Genomic DNA, 16742 nt, shown 5'->3' on the forward strand with positions numbered 1-16742 from the left:
CTAATCTTAGTATGTTTTTTAGAAAATAACTACAATACTATTAACTTAAATAGATAGCGCCAAGTGCACCTGAAAAGGCGCCGTTTTCAATATAAAATGGTTTGAAACCACGTAGTACCGTATAATCTTCAATCACCTCGCGCAAAAGAGGATTGTTGTTAAAAGAAGACCCGATATATACAACATTTTCAGTTTTATTTTCACGAGCAACAGTGATTGCCATAGTCGTTATAACTTCTCCAACAATACCAACGACTGATGCTAATTTGTTGGCTGGTGAAAAATCTACGTCTAGATTATGTAAGACATTTCCGAAATTAGCTGCTGTTAATTCACCAGGAATGGGAGGTTCAGTATCTTTATATATATGTTTAACCTTAAGGTCTATCGTATCTCTATCACCAGATTGTGCTAAATTAGTCAGTGCTTCGTAATCTGTAATTTGAGACAATAAATAACCCAGTCCTTGAATCATGCCACCGCCAGTACCTACACCGCCAACACGGTGCTGTTGTTGACCATCAAAAAAGTGTAATGACGTGCCTGTACCGACATTAGCGAAAATATATTCGTTAATATGGTGACCTTGTTCTTTTAGTAGCATACCTAAACCTTTAGATGATGCATCAAATTCAACAAATATTTTAGCTTCTGTATTTAAATTTTCAGCGATTACACCTGCATTACCACCCGTAAGACTGATGGATTCGAACGTATTTGCATTCAACCATGCAATGACTTCCGATATATTTGTAGTAAGTTCGGTTTCATATGAACGTCCTTGTTGTGATTCTTGGACGATTTTAATTAACGTACCACCGGCATCGATACCGACTTTCATTCTAGTTCACCTCGTGATTTTATATGTCATATTTATAGTAAAGCAAATTTGCTGAATTTCAATAGATTAATTTTAAAAAGGTGAAAATTTAAAATAATTGTATCTAACTTAAGTGGATTTTATTTTGATAAGTGTAAAAAAACAATTATAATATAAGTTGATAAATTATTAGAGGCATAGGGGTTAGTGGTTATGACTATAAAGAAACAATTTGAAAATATAACAATTCAAGAGTTTGAAGAAAAATATAGACAAGATGTAGTTAACTTTGAATTAAGCGAGCGACAACAAATATATTCATCTTTACCGAAAACAGTATTAGACGATGCACTTACAGATGAGAATAGAGTAGCTAACATTGCTATTAATGAAGATGGAGATGTTGTTGGTTTCTTTGTATTACATCAATATTATCAACATGAAGGATACGATACGCCAGAGAATGTCGTTTACGTAAGATCATTATCAATCAATGAGCAATTTCAAGGAAATGGTTATGGAACGACAATGATGATGTACTTACCTCAATATGTACAGATGTTGTTTCCTGATTTTAATCATTTGTATCTAGTTGTTGATGCAGAGAATAAGGGGGCATGGAATGTATATGAACGTGCTGGTTTCATGCATACGGCCACGAAAGAAGAGGGGCCAATTGGTAAAGAACGTTTATACTACTTAGATTTAGATTCTAAACATGTTTCTTCATTGCGATTAATTGAAAACGAAACGTCAAGTATTGCGACATATAATATCGTTGATTTACTTAAAGATAACCAAAAAGTTGGCTTTATTGCACTTGAACAAATGAATAATCGAATTAATATTGTTGCCATTGAAGTTTATAAAGATCAACGTAAAGAAGGCATTGCAGAAAGTGCATTAAGACAAATTCCAACATATGTACGTAAGCATTTTAAACAAGCTAAAACGATTGTTATTACATTATTTGGTGAAAATAATGAATTAAAACCATTGTGTATGAATAGTGGTTTTGTGGAGATTGATCAATCAGATGATTTAGTTATTTTCGAGAAATATATCAATTACTAAGTGAATCGTAATTGCGAAATCGTGTATTGTCATTTATAATTTATTTTTGTTACTATTAATTAATGAAATCCAACGATATAATTAAAAATTCTTCGAAAGGAAGATTAGCTATAATGAAAATCCAAGATTATACTAAAGAAATGGTTGATGAAAAGTCATTTATTGATATGGCTTATACGTTATTAAATGATAAAGGTGCAACAATGAATTTGTACGATATCATTGATGAATTCAAAAAATTAGGTGACTATGAATTTGAAGAAATTGAAAATCGTGTAGTTCAATTCTATACAGATTTAAATACTGACGGACGTTTCTTAAACGTTGGCGAAAATCAATGGGGATTACGTGATTGGTATTCTGTAGATGATATCGAAGAAAAAATTGCTCCAACGATTCAAAAATTCGATATTCTTGATGATGAAGATGAAGAAGATAAGAATCTTAAGTTATTGGGTGACGATGAAATGGATGACGATGATGATATTCCAGCCCAAACAGATGATCAAGAAACATTAGATGATCCTGAAGACGAACAAGTTGAAGATGAAATTAGTGAATCAGATTTAGTAATTGAAGATGACGAAGAGGATGAACTCGACGAAGAAGACGAGGAAGAATTCGAAGACTAAGAAGATTTTAAAACTAAATGCTAGTTTTGATTGACTTTTACTTAAAAGATGATAGAATTTTATTCGGGCTCCTTTAATTAGGACACGTGTATAAATGATATACGCTCCCCTTACAGATATGTGAGAGGGAGCGATTTTTTTATTTTTTCAAAAGTGATTATTTAAAATGAACAAATAGGTAAGGAAGCATCCCTTTATAAATTAGGAGGTCAGGAAATGACAAAATTTATTTTTGTAACGGGCGGAGTAGTATCATCATTAGGAAAAGGTATCACAGCCGCTTCTCTAGGAAGATTATTAAAAGATAGAGGCTTAAAAGTCACAATTCAAAAATTCGATCCATATTTAAACGTTGATCCAGGAACGATGAGTCCATATCAACATGGAGAAGTATTTGTTACAGATGATGGTGCTGAAACTGACTTAGATTTAGGACATTATGAGCGTTTTATCGATATTAATTTAAATAAATATTCAAACGTTACTGCTGGGAAAGTTTATTCTCATGTACTTAAAAAAGAACGTCGTGGTGATTATTTAGGTGGAACTGTTCAAGTTATTCCACACATTACTAATGAAATTAAAGAACGTTTATTACTTGCAGGGGAAAGCACCAATGCTGATGTAGTTATCACTGAAATTGGTGGTACAACTGGTGACATTGAATCGTTACCATTTATCGAAGCAATTAGACAAATTAGAAGCGATTTAGGTCGTGAAAATGTGATGTATGTACATTGTACGTTACTTCCATACATCAAAGCTGCCGGTGAAATGAAAACGAAACCAACGCAACACAGTGTTAAAGAATTACGTGGTTTAGGTATTCAACCAGATTTAATTGTAGTACGTACTGAATATGAAATGACTCAAGATTTAAAAGATAAAATTGCGTTATTCTGTGACATTAATAAAGAAAGTGTTATCGAATGTAGAGATGCATCATCATTATATGAAATTCCATTACAATTAAGTGCACAAGATATGGACGATATTGTTATTAAACGATTAGATTTAGATGCTAAATACGATACTCAGTTAGACGAATGGCAATATTTATTGGACACTGTAAATTCGCTAGATGGTACAATTACGATTGGTTTAGTTGGTAAATACGTAAGCTTACAAGATGCGTACTTATCAGTAGTGGAATCATTGAAGCATGCTGGCTATCCATTGAAAAAAGATGTCGTTGTTAAATGGATCGATTCAGGAGAAGTTAATGACGATAACGTTGAAGACTACTTAAAAGATGTAGATGGTATTCTAGTGCCAGGTGGTTTTGGTTTTAGAGCAAGTGAAGGTAAAATTGCAGCCATTAAATATGCGCGTGAAAACAATGTGCCATACTTTGGTATTTGTTTGGGTATGCAATTGGCAACTGTTGAATTTGCACGTAATGTACTTGGCTTAGAAGGTGCACATTCAGCTGAACTTGATCCTAGCACACCTTACCCAATCATTGATTTACTACCTGAACAGAAAGATATTGAAGATTTAGGTGGTACGTTACGCTTAGGATTATACCCATGCAAAATTAAAGAAGGTACATTAGCGCATCAAATTTATGATGCAATCAACATTGAAGAGAGACACCGTCATCGATATGAATTTAATAACGAATTCAGAGAACAATTAGAAGCGAATGGTATGGTATTCTCTGGAACTAGTCCGGATGGACGTTTAGTTGAAATGGTTGAAATTCCTGAGAATGATTTCTACATTGCTTGTCAATTCCATCCTGAATTCTTATCAAGACCTAATAGACCTCAACCAATATTTAAAGCGTTTGTTGAAGCAGCGAACAACTATCAAAATAAATAATATATTAAAACAACCCTTACATTGCTGTATTAGCATATAAGGGTTGTTTTTTATTTAATATTAAGTTATTACTTTTACAATTCTAAATCTCGTGTCATTTCAACCATTTGAGTGTAAATTTCATAGTAAATATAATTAAATGCCATTGTATGTGGTTGAACCACTTTATCATAATCTTCTGTGTAGACGATAGGTCGTGGAGTAGCGAGGTTAATAAAATGAATAAACTGTTCTGGTATTTCAACATCTTTTGGGCGGTTACAAATCAAGACAACATCAATATCTTTATCGACGAATGTTTGTACATCTTGAGCGACTTCTTCGGTATAAAATGGTGAAAAGAGTAACACTCGGTCTGTAGAGTCAATGTCGTCAACCGTTGTTAATGTTGATAATGGTTTACTAGAGTGAAGATGTTCTTCACTTTCAAGAATAAAGGGTTCGAAAAATTTTAAATCACCATAACCGCGTATATATACATACCCCTCACCACCGATTGCTTGTATTAGACATTGAGCGGCCATTTGAATGTCTAATGCTTGATCTTCTAAACGATTGAATATACCTGTTAATTGTGTATGTAATATTTTAGACATGTAAATCCTCCATTTCATTTTGTATTTTAAATAAACGCAAACGTAAGTGCAATAAAACTGGTTATGATAGGTAATCTAAATGATGTAATGCATGTCAGATAAGATTATTTTAAAATGAGCATACATTCACATGCAATTCAAAATAATATCTGATATAATGATTTTAAAAATTGTGCAGTTGCACACAAGGAGGAACTTTCATGCCATTAGTTTCAATGAAAGAAATGTTAATCGACGCGAAAGAAAATGGTTATGCAGTTGGTCAATACAACTTAAATAACCTTGAATTTACACAAGCAATTTTAGAAGCTTCTCAAGAAGAGAATGCACCAGTTATCTTAGGTGTTTCAGAAGGTGCTGCACGTTACATGAGCGGTTTCTATACAGTAGTTAAAATGGTTGAAGGTTTAATTCATGACTTAAACATTACTGTACCAGTAGCTATCCACTTAGACCATGGTTCAAGTTTTGAAAAATGTAAAGAAGCAATTGATGCTGGATTCACTTCAGTAATGATTGATGCTTCTCATAGCCCATTTGAAGAAAATATTGAAATCACATCTAAAGTAGTAGAATATGCACATCAACATGGTGTATCAGTAGAAGCTGAATTAGGAACTGTTGGTGGACAAGAAGATGACGTTGTTGGTGGCATCATCTATGCTGACCCTAAAGAATGTCAAGAATTAGTTGAAAGAACAGGTATTGATACGTTAGCACCAGCATTAGGTTCAGTTCACGGACCTTACAAAGGTGAACCTAAATTAGGATTTAAAGAAATGGAAGAAATCGGTGCATCAACTGGTTTACCATTAGTACTACATGGTGGTACTGGTATCCCAACGAAAGACATTCAAAAAGCCATTCCTTACGGTACTGCTAAAATTAATGTAAACACTGAAAACCAAATTGCTTCAGCTAAAGCAGTAAGAGAAGTATTAAATAATGATCAAGACGTATATGATCCACGTAAATACTTAGGACCAGCTCGTGAAGCAATTAAAGAAACGGTTAAAGGTAAAATTAGAGAATTTGGTACATCTAACCGCGCTAAATAAGTTTTAAAATAATTGAAGATGTTATTTAAAAGAGTGAAACGTTTCATCGTTTCACTCTTTTTCTTTTATAATATAAGTAATCACATTTAATTATTTTTCAAAAATGATTTATAATATTTGTATATATAATACTTGAGATGGTTTTATAAAGTTTGAATCAATAATTTTTACTATTGCAATTATCTTTAATTCATAATAATTTATGTTTTACAAATAAAGAATGTATATTTTATAATGCTACTAATGTATTATTTTAAATAAATGAGAAACAAAGGAGATAAACTTATGACTCAAGAGGTAATAAAAATTCGCGGTGGTCAAACACTAAAGGGAGAAGTTACGATAAGCGGTGCCAAAAATAGCGCAGTAGCTATCATCCCAGCAACATTATTAGCTCAAGGCCAAGTGAAATTAGATGGCTTACCACAAATTTCCGATGTAGAAACACTAGTTAGTTTATTGGAAGATTTAAACATTAAGGCTCAATTAAATGGTAAAACGCTAGAAGTTGATACTTCTGAAATTCAAAATGCACCACTGCCTAACAATAAGGTTGAATCTCTTCGAGCATCTTATTATATGATGGGAGCGATGTTGGGTCGCTTTAAAAAATGCGTTATCGGCTTACCTGGTGGTTGTCCATTAGGACCACGTCCGATTGATCAACATATTAAAGGTTTCAAAGCATTAGGAGCAGAAATCGATGAATCCAATGACACGTCAATGAAGATTGAAGCTAAAGAATTACATGGTGCTAACATCTTCTTAGATATGGTCAGTGTAGGTGCAACGATTAATATTATGTTAGCTGCTGTACATGCGAAAGGTCAGACAGTTATTGAGAATGCTGCCAAAGAACCTGAAGTTGTAGATGTAGCTAATTTCTTAAATAGTCTTGGTGCAAATATTAAAGGTGCAGGTACAAGTACGCTAAAAATTAATGGTGTTAAAGACTTGCATGGTTCCGAATATCAAATTATTCCTGACCGTATTGAAGCGGGTACATATATGTGTATCGCAGCTGCAGTTGGAGAAGAAATAACGATTAATAATATCGTTCCTAAACACGTTGAAGCTTTAACGGTTAAGTTAAAAGAACTAGGCGTAGATATTGAAATCGATGGAGATGCTGAAAAAGCTATCATTAAACGTAAACCAATGTACAAAAATGTAGACATAAAAACTTTAGTATATCCTGGTTTTGCAACAGATTTACAGCAGCCAATAACGCCATTATTATTTATGGCAGATGGTCCTTCGTTTGTTACAGAAACGATATATCCAGCGCGTTTTAGACATGTCGATGAGTTAAAGCATATGGGTGCCAATATCGATGCAGATATGCAAACAGGAACAGCGACAATTAAACCTTCAACATTAAATGGTGCTGACGTATATGCGAGTGATTTACGTGCTGGTGCATGCCTAATTATTGCTGGTCTATTAGCTGAAGGTATAACTACAATTTATAATGTTAGACATATTTATAGAGGTTATACTGATATCGTTACACATTTGAAAACGCTAGGCGCAGATATTTGGACGGAAGAAGTTTAATCACTACGATAAATTTAAGAAACAAGTCTAAGTCTTAATATAATGTCTTTTTGATTTGATATTTAGCTGTGAATGATTCAGATGCCTTCGTTTGATGATTTCAATTGATCTATGATTGATAGTTTTAGACATTGTATTAGGGCTTGTTTTTCTGGTATAATAATTATATTAGATACTAATATGTTGTAGACTTATAACCATTACTGAAACCAATGTAATGTATTTATAAGTGATTTTTAGTACCTACAATCTAAAGATGTTTTGAATAGAGGTGAAGACATTGGAAATCTGTCCATATCTTGAAGAAACCTTTAAAATTGTTGGTAGAAGTTGGAACGGTTTAATCATTAATTATCTATCACGATGCACTGATTATACTGCGCACTTTTCCGATATGAAAAGGGATTTGAAGACCATTACACCACGTGCATTAAGTATTAAATTAACTGACTTAGGTGAATGGGGATTAGTAGAAAAGAAAGTAGTTTCAACTAGTCCAGTTTCAATCATTTATGAATTGACTGATAAAGGTAAAGCTTTAGCTGAAGCTTTGAAACCTATAGAAGCGTGGGCTCGTGAACACGTTACACTTGAAGAAGAAGTTAAATCTAAATAATAGAGTTAAGCGTTTTGTACTATACACTAAATGAATCTAACAGTTGAGGTTAGTCATTTTAACTATAGGTGCAAAACGCTTTTATTTTTCTGTACTGACATGGTATGTTTAATTCTCGATAAAAAAAGGTACACACATGATATAACGATTCTTAAGGAGTGAAGCATTGATGAGAAATTATACGCAACAATATATCAATGGCGAATGGGTTGATAGCGATAGTAATGAAACAATTGAAGTCATTAATCCAGCAACAGAAGAAGTCATTGGTAAGGTAGCTAAAGGTAATGCTAACGACGTTGACAAAGCAGTAGAAGCTGCAAATAACGTATATTTAGAATTTCGTCATAGCTCAGTAAAAGAAAGAAAAGAACTATTAGATAAAATTGTAGAAGAATATAAAAATAGAAAACAAGACATTATAGAAGCTATTACAGATGAACTTGGTGCACCACTCACATTATCTGAAAATGTGCATTATCAAATGGGATTAGATCATTTCCAAGAAGCTAGTAGAGCGCTAGATTCATTTGAATTTGATGAAAGACGTGGCGATGCATTAGTAACTAAAGAAGCGATAGGTGTTTCAGGATTAGTGACACCATGGAACTTCCCAACTAATCAAACGTCATTGAAATTAGCCGCTGCATTTGCAGCAGGAAGTCCTGTAGTTCTAAAACCTTCTGAAGAAACACCATTTGCAGCCGTTATTTTAGCTGAAATTTTTGATAAAGTAGGCGTGCCTAAAGGTGTATTCAATCTAGTAAACGGTGATGGTGAAGGTGTCGGTAATCCTCTAAGTGAACATCCTAAAGTCAGAATGATGTCATTTACTGGTTCAGGTCGTACAGGCTCTAAAATTATGGAAAAGGCTTCTAAAGATTTCAAGAAAGTATCACTTGAATTAGGTGGTAAATCACCATATATCGTTTTAGATGATGTTGATGTTAAGGAAGCTGCAAAAGCGACAACAGGCAAAGTCGTTAATAATACAGGTCAAGTTTGTACTGCTGGTACACGTATTTTGATACCAGAAAGTAAAAAAGAAGATTTCTTAACCGCATTAAAAGAAGAATTTAGTAAAGTTAAAGTTGGCGATCCACGTGAAGAAGGCACTCAAGTCGGTCCAATTATTAGTAAAAAACAATTTGATACAGTTCAATCCTATATTGATAAAGGGATTGAAGAAGGTGCCGAATTATTCTATGGTGGTCCTGGTAAACCAGAAGGATTAAATAAAGGTTACTTTGCAAGACCAACCATTTTCATTAATGTTGATAACGATATGACCATTGCGCAAGAAGAAATCTTTGGTCCAGTTGCCTCTGTTATCACTTATAATGACTTAGATGAAGCAATTAAAATTGCAAATGATACAAAATATGGATTAGCAGGTTACGTAATTGGTAAAGATAAAGAAACACTTCAAAAAGTAGCACGCTCAATTGAAGCTGGACGAATTGAAATCAATGAGGCTGGCAATCAACCTGATTTACCGTTTGGTGGTTACAAACAATCTGGTATCGGCCGTGAGTGGGGCGATTACGGAATTGAAGAATTCTTAGAAGTGAAATCAATTGCCGGCTATTTCAGTTAATTTTAAAAATTAATTAATTTGTCATTTATAACAGTTCATGGGATATTTTTAGTTCCATGAGCTGTTTTATTTTTGGAAATTTAATAAAATCGTTTTGTATTTAAATTGAAAATTTGCTATATTAATTCTAGTATTCAAGACTTTAAAAAGTAATATATGAAATATCCAAAATAGATTTTGTGATTTATCGAAGTGAATCTATATGGAATTATTTCTTTTCAAGTCAAATTTAAGTCTTTATAAATATATAAGAAATGGGTGCAATTTATGCCTGAAAAAGTACGTACATCTCCGCAATATGAGTCGTTTCATGAATTGTATAAAAACTACACAACGAAAGAATTAACTCAGAAAGCCAAATTGTTAAAACTTACAAATTATAGTAAGTTAAACAAGAGTGAATTAGTATTAGCTATTATGGAAGCCCAAATGGAAAAAGATGGGAACTACTACATGGAAGGTGTCTTGGATGATATCCAACCTGATGGCTATGGATTTTTAAGAACAGTCAATTATTCAAAAGGTGAAAAGGACATTTATATATCTGCAAGTCAAATTCGCCGTTTCGAAATCAAACGTGGTGACAAAGTAACTGGTAAAGTGCGTAAACCCAAAGATAATGAAAAATATTACGGTTTATTACAAGTAGACTTTGTTAATGACGAAAATGCTGAAGTTGTAAAAAAACGCCCTCACTTTCAAGCTTTAACACCTCTTTATCCTGAGGAAAGAATCGTTTTAGAAACAGAACCCCAAAATTATTCAACACGTGTTATGGATTTAGTTACACCGATTGGTTTAGGTCAACGTGGACTTATCGTTGCGCCACCAAAAGCTGGTAAAACATCATTATTAAAAGAAATTGCTAATGCGATTTGCAAAAATAAACCTGATGCGAAACTGTTTGTTTTATTAGTAGGGGAACGACCAGAAGAAGTCACTGATATAGAACGCTCTGTAGAATCTGCTGAAGTAGTACATTCAACTTTTGATGAGCCACCTCAACACCACGTAAAAGTAGCTGAATTATTATTAGAACGTGCTAAACGTTTAGTTGAGATTGGTCAAGATGTGATTATTTTAATGGACTCAATTACTCGATTGGCAAGAGCATATAACCTTGTTATACCGCCAAGTGGACGAACACTATCAGGTGGACTTGATCCCGCTTCATTACACAAGCCTAAAGCATTTTTTGGTGCTGCACGTAATATTGAAGCAGGTGGGAGCTTAACGATATTAGCTACTGCATTAGTAGAAACTGGTTCACGTATGGATGATATGATTTATGAAGAGTTCAAAGGAACAGGAAATATGGAACTCCATCTTGATCGTAAATTGTCTGAACGTCGAATTTTCCCAGCAATTGATATTGGAAGAAGTTCTACACGTAAAGAAGAATTATTAATTAGTAAATCTGAACTAGATTCATTATGGCAATTAAGAAACATGTTTACGGATTCTACAGATTTCACTGAAAGGTTCATTAGAAAACTTAAACGCTCTAAAAGTAATAAAGAATTTTTCGAGCAATTACAAAAGGCTGCAGAAGAAAGTACAAAAACAGGTAAACCAATTATTTAATGAATATCTGTTTGAGGGTTGCGTTTTAATCTAATAACTATTATAATTACCAAGTATTGGGTAAAAAACTCACAAATAACTCTGTTCCAGATGGTTCAGGGCAAAGGAGCTGAAAATAATGAGACAAGGAATCCATCCTGATTATCACAAAGTTATCTTTTTAGATACAACAACAAACTTTAAATTTTTAAGTGGTTCAACTAAAACATCTTCAGAAACAATGGAATGGGAAGATGGCAATGAATACCCAGTTATTCGTTTAGATGTATCTTCAGATTCACATCCATTCTACACAGGACGTCAAAAATTCGCTGCTGCGGATGGTCGTGTGGAACGTTTCAACAAAAAGTTTGGTCTCAAATCAAACAACAACTAATTATAAGTTTAAACTGTCTGCCTAGTCTATTTTATATAGAATCGCGTAGGCAGTTTTTTTAAATTTAAGTAGTCTTTAAAGAGATAGTTATAATACATAGAAATATGATATAATTAAGCGATTATGTTTTTGTAAAAGGTGGAACTTATAATGTATGAAACTTACCATTCCGGTTGGATTGAATGCATTACTGGAAGTATGTTTAGCGGTAAGTCAGAAGAACTTATTCGTAGATTAAGAAGAGGCATATACGCTAAACAAAAAGTAGTAGTGTTTAAACCAGCGATTGATGATCGTTATCACAAAGAAAAAGTTGTTTCTCATGACGGAAATGAATTAGAAGCAATTAATATTTCGACATCTAGAGATATATTGTTGCATGATTTATCTCAAGTTGATGTCATTGGCATTGATGAAATTCAATTTTTTGATAAAGAAATTGTAAATATAGTTGAGAAGCTTGCAGAAAATGGTCATCGAGTTGTGGTAGCAGGCTTAGATATGGATTTTAGAGGAGAACCATTTGAACCGATGCCTCAAATTATGGCGGTAAGTGAACAGGTTACTAAACTGCAAGCTGTTTGCGCAGTATGCGGTTCATCATCGAGTAGAACACAACGCTTAATCAATGGACAACCAGCTAAAGTTGATGATCCTATCATTTTAGTAGGCGCAAATGAAAGTTACGAACCGAGATGTCGAGCACATCATATAGTAGCACCAAGTACAAGTGACGAGGAGGAAATGTAGTGTTTGATCAATTAGATATCGTTGAAGAAAGATATGAACAACTCAATGAGATGTTAAGTGACCCTGAAATCGTAAATGATCCAGACAAGTTACGCAAATATTCAAAAGAACAAGCTGATTTACAAAAAACAGTTGATGTATATAGAGACTATAAAAGTAAAAAAGAAGAAATAGCTGAAATTGATGACATGTTAAACGAAACAGATGATAAAGAAGAAATCGAAATGTTAAAAGAGGAAAGCGCTAGCTTGAAAAGTGTGATTCCTGATTTAGAAGAACAGCTTAAATTCTTACTAATACCAAAAGACCCTAACGATGAAAAAGACGTTATCGTTGAAATTAGAGCAGCTGCAGGTGGAGATGAAGCAGCCATCTTTGCGGGAGATTTACTAAGAATGTATAGTAAATATGCAGAATCTCAAAACTTTAAAACGGAAATAGTTGAAGCGGCTGAAAGTGACCATGGTGGTTACAAAGAAATTAGTTTCTCAGTTTCTGGGAACGGTGCATACAGTAAATTAAAATTTGAAAATGGCGCACATCGAGTTCAACGTGTACCAGAAACAGAATCAGGTGGCCGAATTCATACGTCAACAGCAACAGTTGCTGTACTGCCTGAAGTAGAAGATGTTGAAATTGAAATTCGCAATGAAGATTTGAAAATAGACACATATCGTTCAAGTGGTGCAGGTGGTCAGCACGTCAATACTACTGACTCAGCTGTACGTATTACACACTTACCAACGGGTGTGATTGCGACATCTTCTGAAAAATCACAAATTCAAAACCGTGAAAAAGCTCTGAAAGTATTAAAAGCACGTCTATATGATATGAAATTACAAGAAGAACAACAAAAATATGCGGCACAACGTAAATCAGCAGTAGGAACTGGTGATAGATCTGAACGTGTTAGAACATATAACTATCCGCAAAGTCGTGTGACAGACCATAGAATAGGTTTAACATTACAAAAGTTAGACCAAATTATGGAAGGTAAGTTAGATGAAATTATTGATGCTTTAACTTTATCTGAACAAACTGAGAAATTGAAAGAACTTAACAATGGTGAACTTTAAAGAAAAATTAGATAGTGCTATCAAACAAGCTGTAGAAAAAGGGTACGAACAATCAAGAGCGGAATGGTTAATGCTTGATTTATTTGGGTGGTCAAGAACGGATTATTTAATTCATATGTATGATGATATGTCAAAAGCAGAAGAAATTAAGTTTTCGCTGGCGACTGAACGAATGCTTTTAGGAGAACCAATCCAATATATTGTTGGATTTCAATCTTTTTATGGCTACCAATTTCAAGTCAATGAACATTGTTTAATTCCACGACCTGAAACCGAGGAAGTAATGTTGCATTTTCTTGAGCATTGTAACTCAAGCGCATCGATTGCTGATGTTGGAACGGGTAGTGGTGTATTGGCTGTTACATTAAAAAAGCTAAATAATGACTTTACTGTTTATGCAACAGATATCGTTCAAGAAACTATAGATATCGCTGCTGATAATGCGCATAATCATGAGGTGGATATCCATTTCTTGAAAGGCAATGCCTTGAAACCGTTTATCCAACATAATATTAAATTGGATGGTATTATTTCCAATCCACCATATATTGATGTTGATGAGATGGATACAATGGCACCTACAGTTGTTAAATACGAGCCCCATAAAGCATTATTCGCAGAAAATAAAGGCTATGCTATTTATGAATCAATCCTTAATGACTTACCTCAAGTGCTCAATGATGATGCTTATGTGACCTTTGAAATTGGCTATAATCAAGGTGAGAAATTAAGAAGTATCATTTTAGAAAAATATCCTAATTTGGATGTTAAAGTTATCAAAGATATAAATGGAAATGATAGAATCGTATCATTTAAATGGTGAAACTCAAAGGGAACGGGATAGATATTAAAATGAATTCGTATTCCCGCCCCAGCTTACTTTGATTATGGAATTTCTTGATGAAATTCTTTTTGCTGGGTCCCACCGGTAAGGATGACTAGGTTTGAAATGGCTTAATTTAAGCGCGTTTTCAAATCAGTTAGCCACTGCCAAAAATGATATTGTAGGCTGAGACAGTTTGATTTGTCTCAGCTTCTTTTCCTATATATGAATAAAAATGATGGAGGAGTGAGCTTGATGAAAACGAATTTATGGGATATGCGTCAATATCAAAATGCGCCATTAGATTATCCGGAATTAGACAAAATAAAGCAGATATATCAAGATGGTGGTTTAATTGCAATTCCGACAGAAACAGTATATGGGTTGGGTGCAGATGCCCGAAACCAACAAGCCGTTTCAAATATATATCAAGCCAAGGGTCGTCCTTCCGACAATCCACTAATTGTACATATTCACGACATCTCTCAAATTGATGATTTTGTGTCACACTTACCAAGTGAGGCAAAATGCTTGATGGATGAATTTTGGCCAGGTCCGATTTCATTTATTTTACCTTTAAAGCCTGGGTATCTCTGTGACAAAGTGACAGGTGGTTTGCAATCCATCGCTGTACGTATGCCAAGTCATCCCATTGGCCGTGCAATTCTCCAATATACGGATATGCCGATTGCTGCGCCAAGTGCTAATGTCAGTGGTAGACCTTCACCTACGACGTTTCAACATGTTTATTCCGATTTAAATGGGAAGATAGATGGAATCGTTAATGGAGATCAAAGTGAAGAAGGTCTAGAAAGTACTGTACTCGATTGCACACAGTTCCCATTTAGAATAGCCAGACCAGGAGCAATTACACAATCAATGATTAATGAAGTCTTGCCTGGAAGTGTTGAACATTATCATTATGATACGACAAGCAAACCGATAGCCCCTGGTATGAAATATAAGCACTATGCTCCTGAAACACCTGTAACGATGCTGACAAATCTAAGTAAACCTATTACAACTGTTAAAGATTGGACGCATACCGCTTTTATTTTACCGGATAATTTAAAACACTTTGTCCCTAGTGATGCCATATTCATTTCGCTCTGTAAAGATCAGAATGATACGAAACAAGCCAATCATAATTTGTTTAAAATACTCCATGATATCGATGAAAATTCAGAAATACATGAGGCATATATTTATGCATTTGATAAAACAGATACAACAGAGGCAATTATGAACAGAATGCGTAAAGCTACAGGAAATCACTTAGTTAGAGGTGAAACATTATGAGAATAACGTTTGTATGTACTGGAAATACGTGTCGTAGTCCGATGGCAGAAAGTATTGCAAAGAAAATACTCGAAAAAGATGTTATTAATTCAAGAGGGTTATTTGCAGTAGATGGACAATCTATTTCACCTGAATCACTTAAAGTAATCGCTGAGCATGAATTGCCAGAACCTACGCGGGCCAAGCAATTTAGTAAGGCGGATTTAGAAAGCGATTTAATCTTAACAATGACTGAAATGCATAAACAACAACTTATTTATAGTTTTGGTGATAATGGTCGCATTTATCAACTTGGTGAATATGTTGGGGAATCAGGTGATATTGGCGATCCATTTGGAGGTAGTATTGAAACCTACCGACAAACATTTAAAGAGCTTCAACACTTAATAAGTAAATTACAGTCAGATTCATAAAGCGAAATATTATACAATTAGTATATGTTAAGCGTTAAATAAGTTATAATAAAGAAGTATAGCTAGTTTGCTATGCTTCTTTTTAATTATGTAATTAAGGTGGAGATTTCAATGCAAGAACTTAAAACTTTGCTTGATGAACTTAAGGCGCAATCTTTTTTCAAGAAAGATGAAATTTGCGTGATAGGATGTTCGACTTCTGAAGTTATAGGACAAAAGATAGGTTCTGTAGGATCAATGGAAGTTGCAGAGGAAATCTTTAGCGCATTAGCACAAGTGAAACAAGAGACTGGTGTTTCTTTTGCATTTCAAGGCTGTGAGCATATTAACAGAGCAGTTACAATTGAACGTGAAGATTTCAATCCGCTAACGATGGAAGAAGTATCAGTTGTTCCTGATGTTCACGCAGGTGGAAGTCTTGCAACTTATGCTTATAAGCAAATGAATGATCCAATCGTAGTTGAACATATTTCAGTTCCTAAGGGTATTGATATTGGTCAAACATTAATTGGAATGCATATTAAACACGTTTGTGTACCGGTTAGAACAAGTGTCAAACAAGTTGGTGAAGCTATTGTTACGATAGCTACATCAAGACCTAAGAAAATCGGTGGTGAACGAGCTAAATACGAATAAGCTAGAAAGTG

Annotated in this window: 17 protein-coding genes; 15 read left to right on the forward strand and 2 right to left on the reverse strand. The window is 34.1% G+C overall.

Annotated features, from left to right (window positions below):
* Positions 1–40 precede the first annotated feature (40 nt).
* Positions 41–841 carry a type II pantothenate kinase gene (gene coaW, locus KA878_RS09250; protein ID WP_107630307.1) on the reverse strand — a complete coding sequence of 267 codons (801 nt, stop codon included), beginning with the start codon at positions 839–841 and terminating at the stop codon, positions 41–43.
* Positions 842–1033: 192 nt separating this feature from the next.
* Here coaW and KA878_RS09255 point away from each other — a divergent pair, with 192 nt between their 5' ends.
* From KA878_RS09255 to KA878_RS09265, 3 genes are all read left to right on the forward strand, one after another.
* Positions 1034–1894, forward strand: a complete 861-nt coding sequence (locus KA878_RS09255; RefSeq protein ID WP_075108990.1) for a GNAT family N-acetyltransferase — start codon at positions 1034–1036, stop codon at positions 1892–1894.
* Between the two features lie 113 nt (positions 1895–2007).
* The gene (rpoE, locus tag KA878_RS09260) at positions 2008–2526 is read left to right on the forward strand and encodes a DNA-directed RNA polymerase subunit delta (protein ID WP_075108991.1); all 519 of its coding nucleotides are present in this window, start codon (positions 2008–2010) and stop codon (positions 2524–2526) included.
* Between the two features lie 216 nt (positions 2527–2742).
* On the forward strand, positions 2743–4350 hold the full coding sequence (locus KA878_RS09265; RefSeq protein WP_075108992.1) for a CTP synthase: 1608 nt from the start codon (positions 2743–2745) through the stop codon (positions 4348–4350).
* Positions 4351–4424: 74 nt separating this feature from the next.
* On the opposite strand, the gene KA878_RS09270 is transcribed toward KA878_RS09265, so the two are convergent.
* Complete coding sequence (locus KA878_RS09270; protein WP_193839099.1) at positions 4425–4946, reverse strand: DUF2529 family protein; 522 nt, start codon at positions 4944–4946, stop codon at positions 4425–4427.
* A 200-nt stretch (positions 4947–5146) separates the two neighbouring features.
* On the opposite strand from KA878_RS09270, the gene fdaB reads away from it, so the two are divergent.
* The 12 genes from fdaB to KA878_RS09330 all read left to right on the forward strand — a co-directional run bounded on the left by fdaB (position 5147) and on the right by KA878_RS09330 (position 16731).
* Positions 5147–6004 carry a class IIb fructose-bisphosphate aldolase FdaB gene (gene fdaB / locus KA878_RS09275; RefSeq protein WP_011275221.1) on the forward strand — a complete coding sequence of 286 codons (858 nt, stop codon included), beginning with the start codon at positions 5147–5149 and terminating at the stop codon, positions 6002–6004.
* A gap of 285 nt (positions 6005–6289) precedes the next feature.
* Positions 6290–7561: a UDP-N-acetylglucosamine 1-carboxyvinyltransferase gene (locus KA878_RS09280; RefSeq protein ID WP_053031138.1), complete on the forward strand. Its 1272-nt coding sequence runs from the start codon at positions 6290–6292 to the stop codon at positions 7559–7561.
* 280 nt (positions 7562–7841) lie between these two features.
* Positions 7842–8177, forward strand: a complete 336-nt coding sequence (locus tag KA878_RS09285; protein WP_053031140.1) for a winged helix-turn-helix transcriptional regulator — start codon at positions 7842–7844, stop codon at positions 8175–8177.
* A 169-nt stretch (positions 8178–8346) separates the two neighbouring features.
* Positions 8347–9774 (forward strand): aldehyde dehydrogenase family protein, encoded by a 1428-nt coding sequence (locus KA878_RS09290; protein WP_070855636.1) that lies wholly within the window; start codon positions 8347–8349, stop codon positions 9772–9774.
* Positions 9775–10041: 267 nt separating this feature from the next.
* Positions 10042–11358, forward strand: a complete 1317-nt coding sequence (rho, locus tag KA878_RS09295) for a transcription termination factor Rho (protein WP_193839100.1) — start codon at positions 10042–10044, stop codon at positions 11356–11358.
* 118 nt (positions 11359–11476) lie between these two features.
* Complete coding sequence (locus KA878_RS09300) at positions 11477–11734, forward strand: type B 50S ribosomal protein L31 (RefSeq protein ID WP_011275226.1); 258 nt, start codon at positions 11477–11479, stop codon at positions 11732–11734.
* Between the two features lie 150 nt (positions 11735–11884).
* Positions 11885–12484, forward strand: a complete 600-nt coding sequence (locus KA878_RS09305; protein ID WP_053031146.1) for a thymidine kinase — start codon at positions 11885–11887, stop codon at positions 12482–12484.
* Positions 12484–13560, forward strand: a complete 1077-nt coding sequence (gene prfA, locus KA878_RS09310) for a peptide chain release factor 1 (RefSeq protein WP_075108997.1) — start codon at positions 12484–12486, stop codon at positions 13558–13560. The genes KA878_RS09305 and prfA overlap by 1 nt, the downstream gene beginning before the upstream one ends.
* Entirely contained in the window at positions 13547–14383 is an 837-nt protein-coding gene (gene prmC / locus KA878_RS09315; RefSeq protein WP_075108998.1) for a peptide chain release factor N(5)-glutamine methyltransferase, read from the forward strand. The genes prfA and prmC overlap by 14 nt, the downstream gene beginning before the upstream one ends.
* A gap of 255 nt (positions 14384–14638) precedes the next feature.
* Positions 14639–15682, forward strand: a complete 1044-nt coding sequence (locus tag KA878_RS09320) for an L-threonylcarbamoyladenylate synthase (protein WP_193839101.1) — start codon at positions 14639–14641, stop codon at positions 15680–15682.
* On the forward strand, positions 15679–16095 hold the full coding sequence (locus KA878_RS09325; RefSeq protein ID WP_075109000.1) for a low molecular weight protein arginine phosphatase: 417 nt from the start codon (positions 15679–15681) through the stop codon (positions 16093–16095). Before KA878_RS09320 ends, KA878_RS09325 begins: the two co-directional genes overlap by 4 nt.
* Before the next feature lie 111 nt (positions 16096–16206).
* Positions 16207–16731, forward strand: a complete 525-nt coding sequence (locus tag KA878_RS09330) for a TIGR01440 family protein (RefSeq protein ID WP_075109001.1) — start codon at positions 16207–16209, stop codon at positions 16729–16731.
* Positions 16732–16742 lie beyond the last annotated feature (11 nt).

The sequence above is a fragment of the Staphylococcus sp. GDY8P57P genome, assembly GCF_017892585.1.
Taxonomy (GTDB): Bacteria; Bacillota; Bacilli; order Staphylococcales; family Staphylococcaceae; genus Staphylococcus; species Staphylococcus borealis.